Genomic DNA, 19,277 nt, shown 5'->3' with positions numbered 1-19,277 from the left:
AGAGGATACATGAAGCATCTGCCAAGAACCGTACTGGCTGCTTCGATTGCGCTGGCCATTGTTTGGTGCGTGCCAGCCGGCGCGGTGGAACGGGCCAGCAGTGGCCTGGATAAGAATGGACACCTGTTGGCGGTGCCTTTCGCCGCAGGCGTGCACGAAGGCTTTGCTTACGTGCGCCTGCAGAACGGCGTCCAGTTCCGTGCCGCCGGCGTGACGAAAAACGTGATTTTCTATGGGCCTGACACGGTCCGCATTAACGCCAACCTGGGTGCGAACCATTGGACCAGCCCAAGCCTGGTAGTGGTGGAGAAGCCAGGTGCGGTGGCCTTCGAGCTGGAGGAGGGCGCGGACACGTTGACCATCAAGAGCGCGAAGCTGCGCATTGCCATCGACCGCAAGACAGGGGCCCTGAGTTTCATGGACGGGTCAGGGCGCTTGTACACGCGCGAGTCGCAGCAACCGCAGTCGATCAAGACGGTGGAAATTTCAGGGGCGCCGTCGTATGAGGTGGAGAACCGGTTCACGTTGAAACCGGACGAAGCGATCTTTGGCTTCGGCTACACCGACAGCGACGCCGTCAACCGCCGCAACCAGGACCTGCTGCTGGTACAGACCAACCTGGGCATCATCATTCCTGTCATGATGTCCTCGGAGCGCTATGGCATCCTATGGGATACCTATTCCAAAATGCGGTTCCGGGACGGTCCAGAAGGCGCCAGGCTGTGGGCCGAAAGCGCTCCCGGTGGCGTTGACTACTATTTCATGGGCGGCCGTTCGATGGACGATGTGGTGGGCGAATACCGCCGCCTGACCGGCGCCGCCCCCATGTATCCGAAGCAGGCTTTCGGCCTGTTCATGAGCAAGGAACGCTATCCTACCCAGCAGCGCCTGGTCGAAGTGGCGCAGGCTTTCCGCAAGGAGCGCTTCCCCCTCGATTACATTGTGCAGGACTGGCAGTACTGGGGCAGCGACAAGGATGGCAGTTGGAGCGGCATGACGTGGGATCCGGTGCGTTATCCCGATCCGACCGCCATGACGGACAGCCTGCACAAGATGAACCTGAAGCTGATGGTCTCGATCTGGCCATCGGTGGGCAACGACACGGCGCTGGGCAAAGAGCTTGACCAGCACGGCCTGCGTTTCGAACCGCTGCACTGGATATCGCAGAAGGCGCGTGTCTACGATGCCTACAGCCCTGAAGGGCGCCGGATCTACTTCAAGCACGCGAAGTCCGGCCTGTTCGACAAAGGGGTGGATGCGTTGTGGATGGACGGCACCGAAGTGGAAGTCGGATCCGCCGCCTGGGATGCGGGCAAGAATGAAGCCGACATCAAGTCGCTGGGCAAGAACGCGCTCGGTGATTTCAGCCGCTACCTGAACCCCTATACGCTCCTGACCACCCAGGGTACTTACGATGGCCAGCGCGCCACCAGCAACAAGCGCGTGTTCACGCTGACCCGCTCGGCCTGGGCTGGCGCGCAGCGTACTGCAGCTGCATCGTGGTCGGGTGATATTTTCTCGAGCTGGGACACCTTGCGCAAGCAGGTGAGCGGCGGCGTCAACGTCACCATCACCGGCAACCCGTACTGGACCCAGGATACCGGCGGCTTCTTCGTCGCGCGTGATTATCCCGGGGGCGAGAAGGACCCGGCCTATCGCGAGCTGTTCGCGCGCTGGTTCCAGTATGGCGCGTTCAACCCGATCATGCGCGTGCATGGCACAGATATCGAGCGCGAACCCTACATCTTCAAGTCGCTCGACGCGGAAGTCTACAAGTCCCTGCTGGACGCCGCTCACCTGCGCTACCGTTTGCTGCCGTACACTTACGGCTTGAGCGCCAGGGTGACCAGCGACCATTACACGCTGATGCGTGCCTTGCCGATGGACTTTGCGGACGACAAGGACACTTACGCCATTAACGATGCCTTCATGTTCGGCCCCTCGCTGCTGGTGCACCCGGTCACCCGGCCGATGCATCGCATCCAGCCGCCACCGCCGGCGACCATCCCGGGCGACTTCCTGCGCACGCCGGATGGCCAGCCCGGCCTGGCGGGCCAGTACTTCGAAGGGCGCAATTTCGAGATCCCGAAGGGTAAAGTGATCGACAAGGCCATCGACCACTCATGGCCGGCTCCTCCGCTTGCCACAATTCCCGCGGGCTTGAGCCAGCTGGACGACTTCTCGGCACGTTGGAACGGCACGCTGGAAGTACCGGAAGACGGCGAGTACGAGATCGGCGTCGAAGGTGACGACGGCTATCGCCTGTATTTCGATGATGCTGTCGTCCTGGAACGCTGGGAGAACGGCGGCAAACGGCTGGCCGGCAAACGCGTGGCGCTGCACAAGGGCCAGCACGTCAAGGTGAAGCTCGAGTACTTCCAGGCGACGTCCGACCGTAGCTTGCGCCTTGCCTGGCGCACGCCGAGCGCTATCCGTGCGTTGGCTGAATCCAAACCGGCGATCGACGCGAACTTGCGCACCTACCTGCCGAAGGGGACCGCCTGGTACGACTTCTGGACCAACCAGCGCTACCAGGGCGGCCAGACCGTCGAGCGCGATGTGCCGCTTGATATTGTGCCGCTGTACGTGCGCGCCGGCGCCATCCTGCCAATGGGGCCCGAGCTCCAATATGCCACCGAACAGCCCGAGGCTCCTTATGAAATCCGCATCTATCCGGGCGCCGACGGCAGTTTTACGCTATACGAAGACGATAACGAGACCTATGCCTATGAGAAGGGCCAGTCTGCCCGCGTGAAGTTAAGCTGGAACGACAAGGCCAAGACCCTGGCCATCGGCGCCCGCAGGGGGAGCTTCCCTGGCATGGTGAAGGGCCGCACCCTGAACCTGGTGCTGGTCGACCAGGGCAATGGCAGGGGCCTGACGGCTGCACAAGCCACGCGTACCGTGCGTTACGACGGCAAATCCATGATTGTGAAGTTTTAACCATATTCCCAGATCCCATGATTAATTTACCTCGCCGACGACTCATCACAACTTCCATGGCCACGGCCGCCGCGGCAACGCTGCCAGCCGCCGCGCTGGCGACAACGCCAAGGGCGGCCGCCCGCGCGCCTCTCGCGCCCACGCCGCCGATGGGTTGGAACAGCTGGAACTCGTTTGCCACTACTATCACCGAGGCCCAGGCCCTGGAAAATGCCCGCATCATGGCGCAGAAGCTGCTGCCGTCGGGATACGACATCTTCACGGTCGACATCCAATGGTATGAGCCGAATGCGAAGAGCTACGAATACCGCAAGGATGCCGAGTTGACGATGGATGAATACGGCCGCCTTCTGCCGGCGCCGAACCGCTTCCCGTCGGCCGCGGGCGGCAAGGGATTCAAGGGTCTCGCGGACCAGATTCACCGCATGGGAATGAAGTTCGGCATCCACGTCATGCGCGGCATCCCGCGCCAGGCAGTGCGCATGAATACGCCGATCCTGGGCACCAGCCTGAGGGCACAGGATATTGCCGATACCAGTTCGATTTGCGAATGGAACGGCGATATGTACGGCATCGACATGACCAAACCGGGGGCGCAGGAGTACTACAACTCGATTTTCAAATTGTATGCTTCGTGGGGTGTGGATTTCGTCAAGATGGACGACCTGGCCCGTCCCTATCACAAGAACTGGCGCGAAATCGAAGGCGCGCACAAGGCCATCCAGGCATCCGGACGGGCCATCACGCTCAGCATTTCGCCGGGCGAGACCGATCTCAAATGGGCCGGCCACGTACCGCATTACGCGCAGATGTGGCGCATCTCGGACGACTTCTGGGACGAGTGGAAGCTGCTGAAGGAGCAGTTTGAGCGCCTCGAAAACTGGAACCCGGTCATGGGCGAGAACTCCTGGCCGGACGCCGACATGCTGCCGCTTGGACGCCTCGCACTGGGCGAGCGCGACACGAAATTCACGCCGGATGAACAGCAGACGCTGATGACGTTATGGAGCATCGCCCGCTCGCCCCTCATCATGGGCGGCGACCTGCGTAGCCTGGACAGCCATACGCTGGCTCTGCTGACCAATCCTGAAGTGCTGGCAATGCACAAAAAGAGCCAGCGAAACCGGCCGCACCGGGCCGAGCCGGGTATCCGGATCTGGAGTGCGCAGCCGAACGGCAGCAATGCTTCACACTACCTTGCCCTGTTCAACACCGGCGATGCGCCAGTGGACGTCGCATTCGACCTGTCGCGGCTGAACCTGGGCGACAAGACCGTCGCCTTGCGCGACCTGTGGCAGCGCAAGGACCTGGCGCCAGCGCACGGTGTGATCCGCCAGGCCCTCGCACCTCACGCTTCTGCCCTGTTGCGCATCACGGCGTGAGCCTGCGCGCGGGCTCCGCCTGGCGGCAGCGCGCGCCCTCGCGCTGCCGTGCGAAATATCGTTCCGCTCCTTGGTGATTTTAGCAATTGCCGGCTGTTGCCGCTGTTTGCACAATGGCTGCATTGGACGAAATATATGACGTACACAAGGAGCCGGAATGGAGCGCATGGGGATGGTGATCGGGATCGCCGCCGATAAGATCGCGGAATACAAGGCGCTGCATGCAGCTGTCTGGCCGCAGGTGTTGGCGAAGCTTCAGCAGGCCAATGTGCGCAACTACAGCATTTTCCTGCGCGAGCCCGAGAACCTCCTGTTCGGCTACTGGGAATACCACGGCGCCAACTTCGCGGCCGATATGAAGCTGATCGCTGCCGATGCGGAGACCCAGCGCTGGTGGACGTTCTGCGGCCCTTGCCAGTTGCCCCTGGCCAGCCGCGCCGAGGGTGAGCATTGGGCGACGACGGAATCCGTCTTCCATATGGATTGAAAGGAGCGCGCCATGTTGAACAGTACTCCACCAAACGCGCCGCAACTGCTTCTCATGTCGCCTGAAGACAATTGCCTGATTGCCCGCACGGCGCTGGCTGCCGGCGATATCGTCGACATCGACGGTGTGGCGGTGACCCTGCCTGAAGATATCCCCCTCGGCTACAAGGTGGCGCGCCATGCGCTGCAGCCTGGCGAGAAAGTACTGCGCTACGGCGCCTTGATCGGCAGCGTCACTGCTGTAGTCGCGCGCGGCGCCATGCTGCACACGCATAACCTGGCCAGCGACTACCTGCCTACCTACACACTGGGCGCGGACGCCCATGTCTTTATCGGAAGCGGCCACTGAACATGAGTACAAACATGCCTGCACTGTCGGGTTACTTGCGCGCCGACGGCCGCAAGGGCATCCGCAATATTGTCGCCGTAGCCTACACAGTCGAATGCGCCCATCACGTAGCGCGGCTGATCGTCAATGCATTCCACGGACAGGAAGTGCACTTGATCGGCTTCCCTGGCTGCTATCCAAACGAATATGCAGATACGATGATGAAGCGACTTGTGACCCACCCGAATGTGGGCGCGGCGTTGATCGTCTCGCTCGGTTGCGAAAGCTTCAATCGCAGCGGGCTGCAGGATGAAGCGGCCGCCAGCGGCCGGCCGGTCCACACTATCACCATCCAGCAGAACCGCGGAACCCGCAGCAGCGTCGCTGACGGGGTGGAGTGGGTCCGCTGGGCGCTGGACGCGCTGGCGCCGCACGAGCGCGTGCCAATGGCTGCGGAAGAACTGGTCGTTGCAACGATCTGCGGCGGTTCGGACAGCACCAGTGGCATTACCGCCAATCCGGCTGTCGGCGTAGCTTTCGACCAGCTGGTTGCGGCAGGCGCAGCCTGCATTTTTGAAGAAACCGGCGAATTGGTCGGCTGCGAGTTCCACATGAAGAGGCGTGCCGCCACGCCGGAACTGGGCGATGCCATCGTGGCCTGTGTCGACAAGGCGGCCCGCTACTACACGGTCCTGGGCCACGGCAGCTTTGCGCCTGGTAACGCGGATGGCGGCCTGACGACGCTTGAAGAGAAGTCGCTGGGCGCTTATGCCAAGAGCGGCGCGTCGCCGATCAGCGGCATCCTGAAGCCGGGCGACCAGCCCGCGGGCGGCGGCTTATACCTGCTGGACGTGGTGCCCGACGGCGAAGTGCGCTTCGGTTTTCCAAATATTTCCGATAACGCGGAAATCGTTGAATTGATTTCCTGCGGCGCCCACCTGACCTTGTTTACCACCGGGCGCGGCTCGGTGGTGGGTTCGGCAATCGCACCGGTAATCAAGGTGTGCGCGAACCCGGCGACCTATGAGCGCCTGGCCGAGGACATGGACGTGAACGCGGGCCGCATTCTCACCGGCGAAGCTTCGCTCCAGGAAGTTGGCAGCGAGATCGTCGACCTGGTGGCACGCGTGGCGAACGGGGAGCAAAGCTGCTCGGAGGCGCTGGGCCATCAGGAATTCATCCTGACCTACAAGCATTTCGAGCCCTCCGGCCCCGGATGTTTTCCGCTGAAGCGGGCCTGACACGGCGGCCGGCATGAACGCCAGCGATACCCGCAAGCTGCCGCGCAGCGGCATCGCATTGACAGGCATGGGCCTTGGCTGCGCCCAGCTCGGAGGCTTGTACCAGGCAATGAGCGATGCGGAGGCGCAGGCGGTGGTCGACGCCGCATGGGACGCGGGCATCCGCTATTTCGATACCGCGCCTTACTACGGCTATACGCTGTCCGAACGCCGGCTGGGGGCCGCCCTGCGCGAGCGGGAGCGCGACAGCTTTGTGGTCAGCACCAAGGCGGGACGCCTGATGCTGCTCGATAGCGGCGTGCAGCCCGGCGAAAACGGCTGGGCGCAGCCACTGCCATTCCGGCCTTACTTCGATTACAGCTATGACGGGATCATGCGTTCGCACCAGGATAGCTTGCGGCGCCTGTGCATGGATCGCGTCGACATCCTCTATGTGCACGATATCGGACGTGTCACGCATGGACCGTTGCACCCACATTACTGGAAGCAGTTGACGCATGGCGGCGGATTCCGCGCGTTGACGCAGCTGCGCGAGGAAGGCAGCGTAGGCGCAATCGGGCTTGGCGTCAATGAATGGCGCGCAGTCGCCGATGCGATGGAGGCTTGCGATATCGATTGCGCGCTGCTGGCGGGCCGCTACACCTTGCTGGAACAGGCCTCCCGCAAACCTTTGCTGGACGAATGTGCCAGGCGCGGCGTAGGCATCGTGATCGGCGGGCCATTCAACTCGGGCATCCTGGCCGGCGGCCGGAAGTTCAATTACGAAGACGCGCCAAGTGAGGTCGTCACACGGGTCGATGCCATCAGCGCTGTGTGCCGCGATTTCGACGCGCCGATCCAGGCCGCCGCCCTGCAGTTCCCAATGGCCCATCCGGCGGTCGTTTCGTGTGTAGCGGGTGCGCACAGCCCGGAACAGTTGCGCCAGAACGCCGCCTGGTTTGCCCAGGCATTGCCGGAAGGGCTCTGGCAGGAATTGGCGCGGCGCGGCTTGCTGGACAGCGGGGCGCCGACACCGAACGCTGCCTGAGAGGCGGCTCGCTTATTTTCGACTTACAAGGATATTATGAAACTGCTGCGCTACGGCCCGAAGGGCCAAGAAAAACCCGGCCTGCTCGATGCGAACGGCATCGTGCGGGACCTGTCCGATTTGCTGCCTGACCTGACCTCGGATTGCCTGGGCCGCGCAACACTGGACAAACTGGCATCGGTCGATCCAACGCGCCTGCCGGCTGTTGAAGGCCCGGTGCGCATGGCGCCAATCGTGGCCGATATCGGCAAGCTGATTTGCGTCGGCCTGAATTACTCCGACCACGCGGCAGAATCGGGCATGGACGTGCCGTCGGAGCCCGTCCTGTTCACCAAGGCGACGAGCGCCATCATCGGCTGCAACGATCCGGTGGTGCTGCCGCGGGATTCGGTCAAGAGTGACTGGGAAGTCGAATTGGGTGTGGTGATCGGCACGCGTGCCCGCTACGTTGAAGTGGACCGGGCGCTGGAGCATGTGGCCGGCTATTGCGTAGTCAACGACCTGTCCGAACGCGAATACCAGCTTGAACGCGGCGGCCAGTGGGACAAGGGCAAGGGCTGCGATACCTTTGGTCCGGTCGGCCCGTGGCTGGTCACGGCCGACGAAGTGCCCGACCCCCAGAACCTCGATATGTGGCTGGAGGTGAACGGCAAGCGCTACCAGAGCGGCAATACCCGCACCATGGTGTTCACGGTAGCACACCTTGTAAGTTACATCAGCCGCTTCATGACCCTCAACCCGGGTGACGTGATCAGCACCGGAACCCCGCCCGGCGTAGGCCTGGGCCAGAAACCCGAACCGGTCTACCTGCGACCGGGGGACCGCATGGTACTTGGCATCGAGGGTCTGGGCCAGCAACGCCAGACCGTGCATGCCTGGGACCCCGCGCTGATCGACGGCTGACCGCCGTTCCCTCTACTCTCCGGAGACATCCGCCATGACCGAAGCAAGCAGCCGACAGAGCTATGCCTTTGCCTTTGTGATGACCACCTCACTGTTTTTCATGTGGGGTTTCGTCCATAATCTCGATCCGATCCTGATTCCGCACCTGCGCCGTTCTTTCAACCTGAGCGTGCTGCAATCGGCGCTGGTGGATTCGGCGGTCTTCATCGCCTATTTTGTGATGGCTCTGCCAGCGGGCATGTTGATCCGCCGCGTTGGATACAAATGGGCGATGATTTTCGGTCTGTCGCTGTTTGCCGCCGGTGCATTATTGTTCCTGCCGGCTGCCGATACGCATCGCTATGGTGTCTTCCTGGCTGCGCTGTTCATCATTGCCTGCGGACTGGCGGTGCTCGAAACGGCGGCTAATCCGTATATCTCGATGCTGGGGCGGCCGGACCGTGCAGTCCAGCGCCTGAACCTGGCCCAATCGTTCAACGGCCTGGCGGCCACGTTGGCCCCGATAGTCGGCGCCCGCCTGATCCTGGTGGATGGGGTGCCCGATGCGCAATTGCAGGCGATGCCGGAGAACCTGCGCCGGGCGACCCTTGCGGCGGAAGCGGCCAGCGTCAAAGGACCGTACCTCGCGATCGCCCTGGTCATCATGCTCATCGCCGTGATTTTCTATTTCCTCAAGATGCCGGCGGTCGGTGCGGGCGAGGGGAGCGGTGCAGGCCAGGCGGCGCCTTCCACGGCGACCGGACGCGCCTTGCTGCGCGCCATGCGCAAGCCATCCATCCGCCGCGCAGCCATAGCCCAGTTCTTCTATGTGGGCGCACAGGTCTGCGTCTTCAGCTTTTTCATCCTGTATGCGTCGCAGGCGGCCGGGCTTTCACAGGTGGCGGCTGCCGATTACCTGGGGTGGGGCTGCGGCCTGGCCTTTGTCAGCGGACGTTTCGCCGGCACCTGGCTGATGAAGTATTTCGCGTCGGCGCGCCTGTTGTTCTCCTATGCGCTGGCCTGCGCCGTACTGTCGGCCGTGGCCATGTTCGCCGGCGGCATGGTTGGCGTGGCGGCGGTGATAGGCATTGCCTTCTTCATGTCCATCATGTTCCCCACCATTTTTGCGCTCGGCATCCATGGCGCGGGAGCAGATACCGAGATGGGCAGCAGCCTGATCATCATGAGCATCGTCGGCGGCGCCGTGCTGCCGCTGGTGTTTGGGTATATCAGCGATGCCACCCACAACCTTCAGTACGGCTATGCAGCCCCCTTGCTCTGCTTCTTCGTGATTGCCTGGTTCGCGCGCACCGCGTCGCTGGAGCAGGACGCGCGGGCCGCCGTTTCCAATGACGGAGCATTGCAGCATGTTTGAACTGAACCAGAAGAAAGCCGTCATCACGGGCGGCGGCAGCGGCATCGGTCGTGCGATTGCCATCCTGTTCGCCCGCCAGGGAGCGCTGGTCCACATCGTGGACGTCAGCGACGAGGCCTGCACCACGGTGGCCGCCGAAATCCACGCGGCTGGCGGCGACGCTCGGGCGCATCCTTGCGACGTGACGCAGCAAGCAATGGTGGAGGAGGTATTTAGCACCATAGGACCATTCGATATCCTGGTCAACAATGCCGGCGTGGCCCATATCGGCAAGGCTGACAACACCAGTGAGGCCGATTTCGACCGTGTGATGAACGTCAACGTCAAAGGTGTCTACAACTGCCTGCACGCTGCCATTCCCCGCTTGCGGGAGCGCGGCGGCGGTGCAATCGTCAACATGGCGTCGGTGGCAGCCTGGGTCGCCGTGGCGGAACGATTTGCCTATTCGGCCGCGAAAGGGGCCGTGATGGCGATGACCCTGTCCGTGGCGAAGGACTACCTGCAGGACAAGATCCGCTGCAATTCGATTTCACCCGGCCGCGTGCATACGCCTTTCGTCGATGGCTTCCTGGCCCGCCAATACCCGGGCAGGGAAGCCGAGATGTTCGAGCGCCTGTCGAAGACCCAGCCTATCGGCCGCATGGCCCAGCCGGAGGAAGTGGCGGCACTGGCGCTCTACCTATGCAGCGACGCGGCAGCATTCATTACCGGCAGCGATTATCCGATCGATGGCGGCTTTATCACATTGAACTCATGAAACCAGTCTTGACAACCCTTGCGGCGGCGATTGCCGCGGTCCTCTTGCCTGCCGCTTTCGCCGCTGCGGCACCGGCCACGGTGACATCACCGGACGGCCGCGTTGCCATCCGCATCGATGAAGATGCCGGTCACTTTGCGATTTCGCGTGGCGGAAAAGCCGTGATTGCGCCATCCCCGCTGGGGCTGGAATTCGATGGCGCGGCAGAATTTGGTCCGTTGGCGCTGGAATCGCGCGAGGACGTGAATGTTGACCGCAATATTCCCCTGGTGGCCACCAAGGCCGCGACAGCGCGCGACCATTACCGGGGAACCACCCTGGTTTTCAAGGAGCGTTCCGGCGCTGGCCGGCGCCTGCTGATCGACGTGAGGGCGTATGACGATGGCGCCGCCTTCCGCTACCGCATCGATGGCGCCGAAGCCGTGCGCCTGCGCGGCGAGCGGACGGCCTTCATCCCTGCCGGAGATCCCGAATGCCTGGTATCGGTCGCCGATGGGGCGCACGAAGTGCCTTTCGACAGTGTCAGGGTATCGCAGTTGCGTGCAGGCCAGGCTTACGACGTGCCGGTCGTGTGCAGCGTGCCATCGGCGAATACTGCCTATGCAATCACGCAGGCCAACCTGGCCGGTTACACCGGCGCGGCACTGGTGGCGGAGAATGGCGCGCTGCATGTCCGCCTGTCCGCGCCGCCGAAACGGCCGGCGCCTGCTTTCGTGTCCCAGGGCGGGCTGACCACGGCCTGGCGCGCAGTCATGATGGGCAACCGCGCCGGCGACCTGATAGGCTCGCATCTGGTCGGCAACCTGAATCCTCCGCCGGAGGGTGACTTCAGCTGGGTGCGCCCTGGCAAAGCGGCTTGGGACTGGTGGTCGGGGCCCCTGGTGGGAATGAAGCCGGAAATGTCCAGCTACAAGCGCTTCATCGATTTTGCTGCCGCCGCCGGCTTGCCGTATTATCTGATCGATGCCGGCTGGGCATTCGGCCCTGGCGGTTGCTGCGATGCCAATCCAGCCACCGACATCACACGCCCCGCCGACGGCATCGACATGCCTGACCTGGTGCGCTATGCCGCAGCCAAGGGCGTCGGCTTGCTGCTCTGGGCGCATTGGGAGCATGTCGCACCCCGCATGGACGAGGTGCTGGACACCTATGCACGCTGGGGCATCAAGGGCATCAAGGTCGACTTCATGAACCGCGATGACCAGGACGTTGTCGCCTTCTACCACCAGATCGCGCAGGCCACGGCCAGGCGCCACCTGCTGCTGGACCTGCATGGCGCTTATGTTCCAGCCGGATTGCAGCGAACCTACCCGAACTTCATCACCCAGGAGGGCGTGATGGGGGCGGAGTGGAACAAGATGGACAGCAAGATCACGCCGCGTCACAACCTGATGTTGCCGTACACCCGCATGCTGGCCGGCCCGCTCGACTACACCCCTGGCGGCTTTGACAACGGCACGCCTGCGAGCTTCAGGGTGCGCGAGGTGAACCCGCAGACGCAGACCACGCGCGGGCAGGCCCTGGCGATGTATGTGGTGTACGACAGTCCTTTGCAGATGGTGTCCGGCGCGCCGGAGTCGTACCGCGACGCAGCCGGCTTCGATTTCATCCAGCGCGTGCCGACGGCCTGGGACGAGACCCGCTTCGTGTCCGGAACGCCGGGGCGCGACATCGTGCTGGCGCGGCGCCAGGGCCGCACCTGGTATCTCGGCGCGATGACGGCTGACGAAGCGAAGGGCGGGTGGCCTGAAAAGGTATCGCTGCGCTTCCTGCCAGCAGGGCGCTACCGCGCCACTGTATGGGAAGACGTCGCTACGCCCAACGAACTGCGGCGTGTGCAACGCCTGGTGAGGGCAGGCGACCTGTTGCCGCTGCACCTGGCGCCGGCAGGCGGCGCGGCCGCGATCCTGGAACCGATTTCAGAGGAAAAGTAAGATGAAAACAGTAATATGCCAAGCGCCGGGCGAACTGCGCCTGGGCGACTTGCCGGTCCCCCAGCCTGCTGCCGGCGAAGCGCTGGTGCGGGTGCGCCGCATCGGCCTGTGCGGCACCGACATGCACATTTTCCGCGGCACCCAGCCTTTCCTTCAGTATCCGCGTGTAATGGGACACGAGTTGTCGGGCGAGATCGTCAGCGCGCCGGAAGGCTCCGGCCTGGCGGCCGGCGACCAGGTCTATGTGATGCCTTACCTGTCGTGCGGCAAATGCGTGGCCTGCCGCCAGGGCAAGACCAACTGCTGCACCAACATCCAGGTGCTGGGCGTGCATCGCGATGGCGGCATGGCCGAATACCTGGCGCTCCCGGCGCAGTTCGTATTCAAGACCGACGGCATTTCGCTTGACGAGGCAGCGATGCTGGAATTCCTGGCGATCGGCGCCCACGCCGTTCGCCGTGGCGCGGTCAAGGAAGGCCAGCGTGTGCTGGTGGTCGGCGCAGGCCCGATCGGCCTGGCGGTCACGCTGTTCGCACGCCTGAACGGCGCGCAGGTGACTGTGCTCGATACCCGTGAGGACCGCCTGGCGTTCAGCCGCGACGTGCTCGAGGCGCCGTACACGGTGCTGGCGGGAGAGGGCGACAAGCAGGTGATGGCGGCATTGACGGATGGCGAGTTTTACGACGCCGTCTTCGATGCCACCGGCAACGTCAAAGCCATGGAACGCGGCCTGGAGTTTGTGGCGCATGGCGGCACTTACGTGCTGGTATCGATCGTGCTGGACCGCATTTCCTTTGCCGACCCCGAATTCCACAAGCGCGAAACCACGCTGCTGGGCAGCCGTAATGCCACTGCCGACGATTTCCGCACAGTGCTGGCGGCGATGAAGGCCGGACAGGTGCCGACCGGATTGATGAACACGCACCGTACAACGCTGGACGGCTTTATCGACGTGCTGCCGCAATGGATGGATCCGGCCAGCGGCGTGATCAAGGCCATCGTCGAGGTCTGAATGCACCCCATTCTTCAATTTGGCACCAGCCGATTCCTGCAGGCGCACGTTGACCTGTTCATCAGCGAGGCGCTGGCAGAGGGCACGGCGCTGGGCCGGGTCACGGTGGTGCAGACCACCAGCAGTGCTGAAAGCGCGCGCCGGACGGCCGCCTTCAGGCAAGGCAGCGCCTATCCCGTCGTGATTCGCGGCTGGCAGGGCGGCGCGCCGTTCCAGCGCAAGCTGCAAGTAGGTTCGGTCGCCTACGCCTTGCAGGCCAGCCAGGAATGGCCGGAAGTTGTCGAAGCGGCGGTGGCGGCGCAGGTGATCGTCTCGAACACGGGCGACCGTGGCTACGAGCTGAATCCCGCTGATGGCGCGCACTTGCTGGAAAACGGGCAGGTTCCGCAAAGCTTCCCGGCCAAGCTGCTAGTATTGCTGCATGCGCGCTTCCTGCGCGGTGCGGCGCCCGTCACGCTGATGCCGTGCGAACTGATTGCCAATAACGGCAGCGTCCTGCGCGAAACGGTGGCCGGGCTCGCGCGCAACTGGCAGATGGACGGCGTCTTCCTGGCATGGCTGGAAAGTTCCTGTGTCTGGGTCAATTCCCTGGTGGACCGCATCGTGTCGCAGGCGCTCGAGCCGGCCGGTGCCGTGGCCGAACCGTATGCCTTATGGGCGATCGAGTCGCAGCCGGGCATGGTATTGCCGTGTACGCATCCGCAAATTGTGGTGACCGACCGCCTGGCCCCCTATGAGCGCCGCAAGCTGCTGATGCTGAACCTGGGACACACCTTCCTGGCCGAACGGTGGCTGCAGGATGCGCGTGCCGCCGGTGAAACCGTGCGCGAAGCCATGGCCGACCCTGCGCAGCGTGCGGAGCTCGAAGCGGTGTGGGAAGAAGAAGTCTTGCCGCTGTTTGCTGCGCTGGGCGAAGGAGAGGAAAGCCTGGCCTACCTGGCACAGGTCCGCGACCGCTTCTGCAATCCATTCCTCGAGCACCGGCTGGCCGATATCGCCCAGAATCACGCAGAGAAGAAGCGCCGCCGCCTGCAGCCGGCGCTCGACCTGGCGGCCGGGTTGGGCCTGGACCTGCCGCAAACGCGATTGCGCGCGGCATTGGCACGCGGCGTGGCGGCATGAAGCGCATCGACGCCCACCAGCATTTCTGGCGCCTGTCCGAGCGTGCGGGCGCCTGGCCGCCGCCGCAACTGGAGGCCATCTACCGCGACTTCTACCCGGAGGACCTGGGGGCGCTGCTGCACCGGCACGGCGTCGCAGCCACCGTCCTGGTGCAATCGATGCCCAACGAGGCCGATACCCATTTCATGCTGGACCTGTCGGAGCGCTACAGTTTTATCGGCGCGGTGGTCGGCTGGACCGACCTGAAGGCGCCCGATGCGCCGCAGCGGATTGCCGCGCTGGCTGCGCACCCCAGGCTGCGCGGCCTGCGGCCCATGCTGCAGGACCTGGACGACGATCGCTGGATCGCCGACCCGGCCCTGGCGCCGGCAGTGGCCGCCATGCAGTGCCATGGCCTGTGTTTCGACGCGCTGGTGTTGCCGCGCCACTTGCCGTCCTTGCTGGAATTCGCGCGCAGCCATCCGCAGCTTCCCATCGTGATCGACCACCTCGCCAAGCCGGCCATGCGGGATGGGCCGGATGCGTCCTGGATGGAGGACATGGCGGGCCTGGCTGCCCAACCGCAGGTTCACTGCAAGTTGTCGGGCATGGTGACCGAGGCCGGCCCCGGGTGGACGGTGGAACAGCTGCGGCCCTTTGCCTGCCATATCCTGCAGGCGTTTGGGCCGGAACGCGTGTTGTGGGGCAGCGACTGGCCGGTGCTCAACCTGGCGGCGGACTACGCCACATGGTTCGATGCCAGCGGCGAGTTGCTGGCGCATCTGGACGAAGCGCAACGGCAGGCTGTGCTGGGACTGAATGCGCAGCGCTTTTATCGCATGGCTTGAAACGGAAGCAGATGATGCCGAATGAAGTCGCCAAACCAGAGCCTCGCCTGTACCGGCTGGTGGCGGATCGGATCCAGCAGTTGATCCGGGAGCAGGGCCTTGGAACGGGAGCTCGCCTGCCGGCCGAACGGGAGCTGGCCGCCACGCTGGGCGTTAGCCGGGCTTCCTTGCGCGAAGCTTTTGTCGCGTTGGAGATCGGCGGCGTGATCGAGGTGCGCAGCGGTTCCGGAGTCTATGTCACCGGCGCCACGCCGGCGGCGGACCCGGTGTCGGGCCCCGGACCGTTCGAGGTACTGGCCGCCCGGCGCATGATCGAAGCTGAAGTTGCGGCCAGAGCCGCACGCAATGCCAGCGACTCCGACCTGGACGCGATCCTGGCCGCAGTGCTTGAGATGGAGCGTACCTACGCCAACCCGGCCAGCCATGAAGCTGCAGACCGCAACTTTCACCTGGCCCTGGCGCATGCCGCCGGCAATTCGGCCCTGCTGGGAGTAGTTGAATACCTGTGGCAGCAGCGCGGCGCCATGGCCCACAGGCTCAAGCAGCACTACCGTACCGAAGAACTGGGCCAAGCCACCCTGGCGGACCACCGCGCCATCTTCAGCGCCGTTGCCGCGGGCGATGAAGCCGCTGCACGGCAAGCGATGCGCGCGCACCTGGCGCGCGTGCACCGCACCTTGTCGGGAGGCTGAGGCATCGATGGCTCGTGCTCCGACCGTGTCCAGGCGTAGCGTCAATGTGCTGCTGGACCATATCGCGGCAAGCGTGGAGGTGGGCGAAGCACTGCCTACCGAGCATCGGCTGGCAGCCCTGGGGGAGGGCAGCCGCAGCGCCGTGCGCAGCGCCATCGCCCACTTTTTCGAGCGGGGCCTGATCAGCGGCATGAAGGAACGCCGCCTGCTGCGCAAGCCACTGCAGGCGGATTATTTCGATGTCGCCGACTTGCAGAGCGGTACCGAACGGGTACGGCAAGTGCTGATGGAGTTGATCTATCAAGGCGACTGGCCGCCTGGAACGGAATTCTCCGAGGCCCATTTGGCGCGTGCGGCCGGGGTCAGCACCATCAGCGTGCGCGAATTCCTGATCGGATTCTCGCGCTATGGCTTGATCGCCAAGAAACCGCAAGGCGGCTGGCGCCTGTGCGCCTTCGACCGCGCATTTGCGATGGAAGTGGCCGAGGTGCGCCAGATGTTCGAGCTGGCTGCGATCGAGCGTTTTGCGACGCTGGCGGCAGACGATCCTGCCCATGCGGAACTGGAGCGGTTGATCGCAAGGCATGAACAGCTCGGCGCCGTGATGCCGGCCCGTCACCAGGATTTCCCGGCGCTCGACCGCGACTTCCACACCTTCCTGATCGGCAGCCTGCATAACCGCTTTGCCCAGGACTTCTACGACATCGTGTCGCTGGTCTTCCACTACCACTACCAATGGGATAAGGGCACGGAAAGGGCGCGCAATGAGCATGCCGTGCACGAGCACCTGGATATCCTGCAGGCCCTGGCGCGGCGCGACACCGCGGCTGCATTGGAGGGCATGCGTGTCCACCTGGCCTCCGCCCGCAGCACCCTGTTGCAAGCAGCCCAAATCCGCGAGTCTGCGCATTACGAAATCGGCCAACGGCAACAATGATTTAGCTCAAAGCGCGCCATGGTTGGCGTGCGGCCCCCCTCTTTCCTATATGTTTTAAACGTCCCTCCGCCTGTTCTGGCGGCCGGGGATACGCGCCTGCAGCCAGTCCGGCTTCAGGCTTTTCTTCTATTCCACATGCAGTCAATTCAATTGGAGACAAATCAAATGAAGTGGATCAAATCAATGCTCCGGAGCGCGGCCGTCCAGGCTGCGGCTTGCGGGGCGGTGTTGTTGGCGGCGCAGCAGCCGGCAGCTGCCTATAGCTGGGACACGGTCGCCATCGGCGGCGGCGGATTCGTGTCGGCGGTCATACCGAGCAAGACCGAATCGGGCGTGGTGTATGCGCGCACCGACGTCGGCGGCGCCTTCCGCTGGGACAATGCGAACGGCCGCTGGTTCTCGCTGCTGGACTGGGTGGCCGATGACCAGACCGGCTACCTCGGCGTCGAATCGCTGGCGGTTGACCCGAAGAGCGCGCGCAATATCTATATGCTGGCCGGCATCAGCTATTTCAACGGCGGCAAGAGCGCCATCCTGCGCTCCACCGACTATGGCGCGACGTTCACTACCATCGACGTGAGCAGCCAATTCAAGGCGCATGGCAATGGCATGGGACGGCAGAACGGCGAGCGCCTGGTGGTCGACCCGGGCTCCAGCAACGTGCTGTACGTGGGTACGCGCTGGAATGGCCTGTTCAAGAGCACCAATTCCGGCTCGAGCTGGTCGCGGGTCAGCGCCCTGAACGTGACGACCACGCCGAACGATAACGGCATCAGCGTCGTCATGGCCGATCCGTCCAGTGTGTCGGGCGGGGTGGCGCAGCGTTTGTTCGTCGGCGTGTCGCGCTACGGCTCGGTGGGCGCGAACTTCTACCGCAGCGACAATGCCGGCGCCTCGTTTTCCGCCGTGTCGGGCGCGCCTTCGGGGCTGATGCCGCAGCGCGCTGCGTTTGACGGCGCAGGCAACCTGATCGTCACGTATGGCAACGGCGCCGGACCGCACGGCAATCAGTCGGGAACGGAACCGATGGACAACGGCCAGGTCTGGAAGTACACGATCGCAAACGGGGCCTGGACCAATATCACTCCGGCCGGTGTCACGCGTGCGTTCAGCGGCATCAGTGTCGACCCGAACAATTCCCAGCGCATGGTGGCGTCGACCGTCAACCAGTACGCCGCGCAAGGAGGAGCCTGGGGCGACCGCATCTACATCACGACCAACGGTGGCGCCAGCTGGACGGATGTGATCGCGCGCGGCTTCGCACGCGACAATGGCGGCATCAGCTGGATCGGCAACGGCTCCATCCATTGGGCCGGCACAGTGGCTTTCGACCCGTTCAACACCAAATCGGTATGGGTCACCTCGGGCAATGGCATCTTCAAGACCAGCGATATCGATGCCGTGCCAACCACTTGGACCTTCAACACCAAGGGCCTGGAAGAAACGGTGCCTTTGAACCTGGTGAGCATCCCCGGCGGCCCGTTGCTCTCGGCGCTGGGCGATGTCGATGGCCTGCGTCACTACAACACCTCCACCTATACCAATCCGATGTACGAACCGCGCATGGGCACCACCACCGGGCTGGCGGTGGCCGACGCCAACACCAGCCTGGCGGTGCGGGTCGGGGGCAATATGTACACTTCTGCCAACGGTGGGGTGAATTGGAGCCAGGTGTCGATGAATGGCAGCAAAGGGCAGGTGGCTTTGTCGGCCAGCGGCTCGGCCTTGCTGCATAGCCCTGAGAATTCCACCACCACGTATCGCTCGACGAATATGGGTGGCAGCTGGTCGGCGGTGGGTGGCCTGGGCGTGAACAATGCACGCCCAATAGCCGATCCGGCCAATGCCAGCAAGTTCTATGTGTATAGCCCATCCGATGGCAGTTTCATGATCAGCACCGATGCCGGCGCTTCGTTCTGGAAGTTCAACACGCTGGCCAGCTGGGGTTCGGATCTGATCCGCGCCGCTCCGGGACGCGAGGGTGATATCTGGGTGCCGCTGTATGGTGGCGGCCTGGCGCGGACGACCAGCTCCGGCTGGCAATTCAATACGCTGGCCAACGTCAGCTACTGCAGCGCTGTCGGTTTCGGCAAGGCTGCCAGCGGCGCCAATTATCCGACGGTCTTTATCTGGGGCACGGTGGGCGGTGTGGTCGGCTTGTTCCGTTCCACCGATGCCGGCGCGAACTGGACCCGCATCAATGACAATGCGCACCAGTATGGCGGCGTTGGCAATGGCCGGTTCGTCGTAGGCGACATGAATACCTTCGGTGTTGTGTATATGAGCACCGCAGGCCGCGGCATCGTGATGGGCAGGCCGTAAAAAAACTCCC

16 protein-coding genes are annotated in these 19,277 nt (G+C 63.7%); all 16 read left to right on the top strand.

Annotated features, from left to right (window positions below):
* Nucleotides 1-9 precede the first annotated feature (9 nt).
* The 16 genes from ASD58_RS24495 to ASD58_RS24420 all read left to right on the top strand — a co-directional run bounded on the left by ASD58_RS24495 (nucleotide 10) and on the right by ASD58_RS24420 (nucleotide 19,267).
* The gene (locus ASD58_RS24495) at nucleotides 10-2,943 is read left to right on the top strand and encodes a TIM-barrel domain-containing protein (protein ID WP_057264040.1); all 2,934 of its coding nucleotides are present in this window, start codon (nucleotides 10-12) and stop codon (nucleotides 2,941-2,943) included.
* 56 nt (nucleotides 2,944-2,999) lie between these two features.
* Nucleotides 3,000-4,325, top strand: a complete 1,326-nt coding sequence (locus tag ASD58_RS24490; protein WP_200951677.1) for a glycoside hydrolase family 27 protein — start codon at nucleotides 3,000-3,002, stop codon at nucleotides 4,323-4,325.
* A 157-nt stretch (nucleotides 4,326-4,482) separates the two neighbouring features.
* Complete coding sequence (locus ASD58_RS24485; RefSeq protein ID WP_057264036.1) at nucleotides 4,483-4,812, top strand: L-rhamnose mutarotase; 330 nt, start codon at nucleotides 4,483-4,485, stop codon at nucleotides 4,810-4,812.
* A 12-nt stretch (nucleotides 4,813-4,824) separates the two neighbouring features.
* Nucleotides 4,825-5,160, top strand: a complete 336-nt coding sequence (locus ASD58_RS24480) for a UxaA family hydrolase (RefSeq protein ID WP_057264034.1) — start codon at nucleotides 4,825-4,827, stop codon at nucleotides 5,158-5,160.
* A gap of 14 nt (nucleotides 5,161-5,174) precedes the next feature.
* Nucleotides 5,175-6,380, top strand: coding sequence for a UxaA family hydrolase (locus tag ASD58_RS24475; RefSeq protein WP_229210095.1), 1,206 nt, complete (start codon nucleotides 5,175-5,177; stop codon nucleotides 6,378-6,380).
* 13 nt (nucleotides 6,381-6,393) lie between these two features.
* The gene (locus tag ASD58_RS24470; RefSeq protein ID WP_057264030.1) at nucleotides 6,394-7,407 is read left to right on the top strand and encodes an aldo/keto reductase; all 1,014 of its coding nucleotides are present in this window, start codon (nucleotides 6,394-6,396) and stop codon (nucleotides 7,405-7,407) included.
* Between the two features lie 36 nt (nucleotides 7,408-7,443).
* Nucleotides 7,444-8,310, top strand: a complete 867-nt coding sequence (locus ASD58_RS24465) for a fumarylacetoacetate hydrolase family protein (RefSeq protein ID WP_057264028.1) — start codon at nucleotides 7,444-7,446, stop codon at nucleotides 8,308-8,310.
* A gap of 34 nt (nucleotides 8,311-8,344) precedes the next feature.
* A complete protein-coding gene (gene fucP / locus ASD58_RS24460; RefSeq protein WP_057264026.1) occupies nucleotides 8,345-9,664 on the top strand; it encodes an L-fucose:H+ symporter permease in 1,320 nt (439 codons plus the stop codon).
* The gene (locus tag ASD58_RS24455) at nucleotides 9,657-10,421 is read left to right on the top strand and encodes an SDR family NAD(P)-dependent oxidoreductase (RefSeq protein ID WP_057264025.1); all 765 of its coding nucleotides are present in this window, start codon (nucleotides 9,657-9,659) and stop codon (nucleotides 10,419-10,421) included. The genes fucP and ASD58_RS24455 overlap by 8 nt, the downstream gene beginning before the upstream one ends.
* 8 nt (nucleotides 10,422-10,429) lie before the next feature.
* A complete protein-coding gene (locus tag ASD58_RS24450; RefSeq protein ID WP_200951676.1) occupies nucleotides 10,430-12,355 on the top strand; it encodes a glycoside hydrolase family 97 protein in 1,926 nt (641 codons plus the stop codon).
* A gap of 1 nt (nucleotide 12,356) precedes the next feature.
* Nucleotides 12,357-13,367 carry a zinc-binding alcohol dehydrogenase family protein gene (locus tag ASD58_RS24445; RefSeq protein ID WP_057264023.1) on the top strand — a complete coding sequence of 337 codons (1,011 nt, stop codon included), beginning with the start codon at nucleotides 12,357-12,359 and terminating at the stop codon, nucleotides 13,365-13,367.
* On the top strand, nucleotides 13,368-14,489 hold the full coding sequence (locus ASD58_RS24440) for a mannitol dehydrogenase family protein (RefSeq protein ID WP_057264021.1): 1,122 nt from the start codon (nucleotides 13,368-13,370) through the stop codon (nucleotides 14,487-14,489).
* Nucleotides 14,486-15,316, top strand: coding sequence for an amidohydrolase (locus tag ASD58_RS24435; RefSeq protein WP_057264018.1), 831 nt, complete (start codon nucleotides 14,486-14,488; stop codon nucleotides 15,314-15,316). Before ASD58_RS24440 ends, ASD58_RS24435 begins: the two co-directional genes overlap by 4 nt.
* Before the next feature lie 11 nt (nucleotides 15,317-15,327).
* The gene (locus ASD58_RS24430; RefSeq protein ID WP_057264016.1) at nucleotides 15,328-16,008 is read left to right on the top strand and encodes a FadR/GntR family transcriptional regulator; all 681 of its coding nucleotides are present in this window, start codon (nucleotides 15,328-15,330) and stop codon (nucleotides 16,006-16,008) included.
* A 7-nt stretch (nucleotides 16,009-16,015) separates the two neighbouring features.
* A complete protein-coding gene (locus tag ASD58_RS24425) occupies nucleotides 16,016-16,945 on the top strand; it encodes a GntR family transcriptional regulator (protein WP_057264014.1) in 930 nt (309 codons plus the stop codon).
* Nucleotides 16,946-17,128: 183 nt separating this feature from the next.
* On the top strand, nucleotides 17,129-19,267 hold the full coding sequence (locus ASD58_RS24420) for an exo-alpha-sialidase (RefSeq protein ID WP_156401463.1): 2,139 nt from the start codon (nucleotides 17,129-17,131) through the stop codon (nucleotides 19,265-19,267).
* Nucleotides 19,268-19,277 lie beyond the last annotated feature (10 nt).

Source organism: Duganella sp. Root1480D1, assembly GCF_001427305.1.
Lineage (GTDB): Bacteria > Pseudomonadota > Gammaproteobacteria > Burkholderiales > Burkholderiaceae_D > Rugamonas.
The sequence above is the reverse complement of the archived record's forward strand: the minus strand, read 5'-3'. Positions and strand labels throughout refer to the sequence as shown.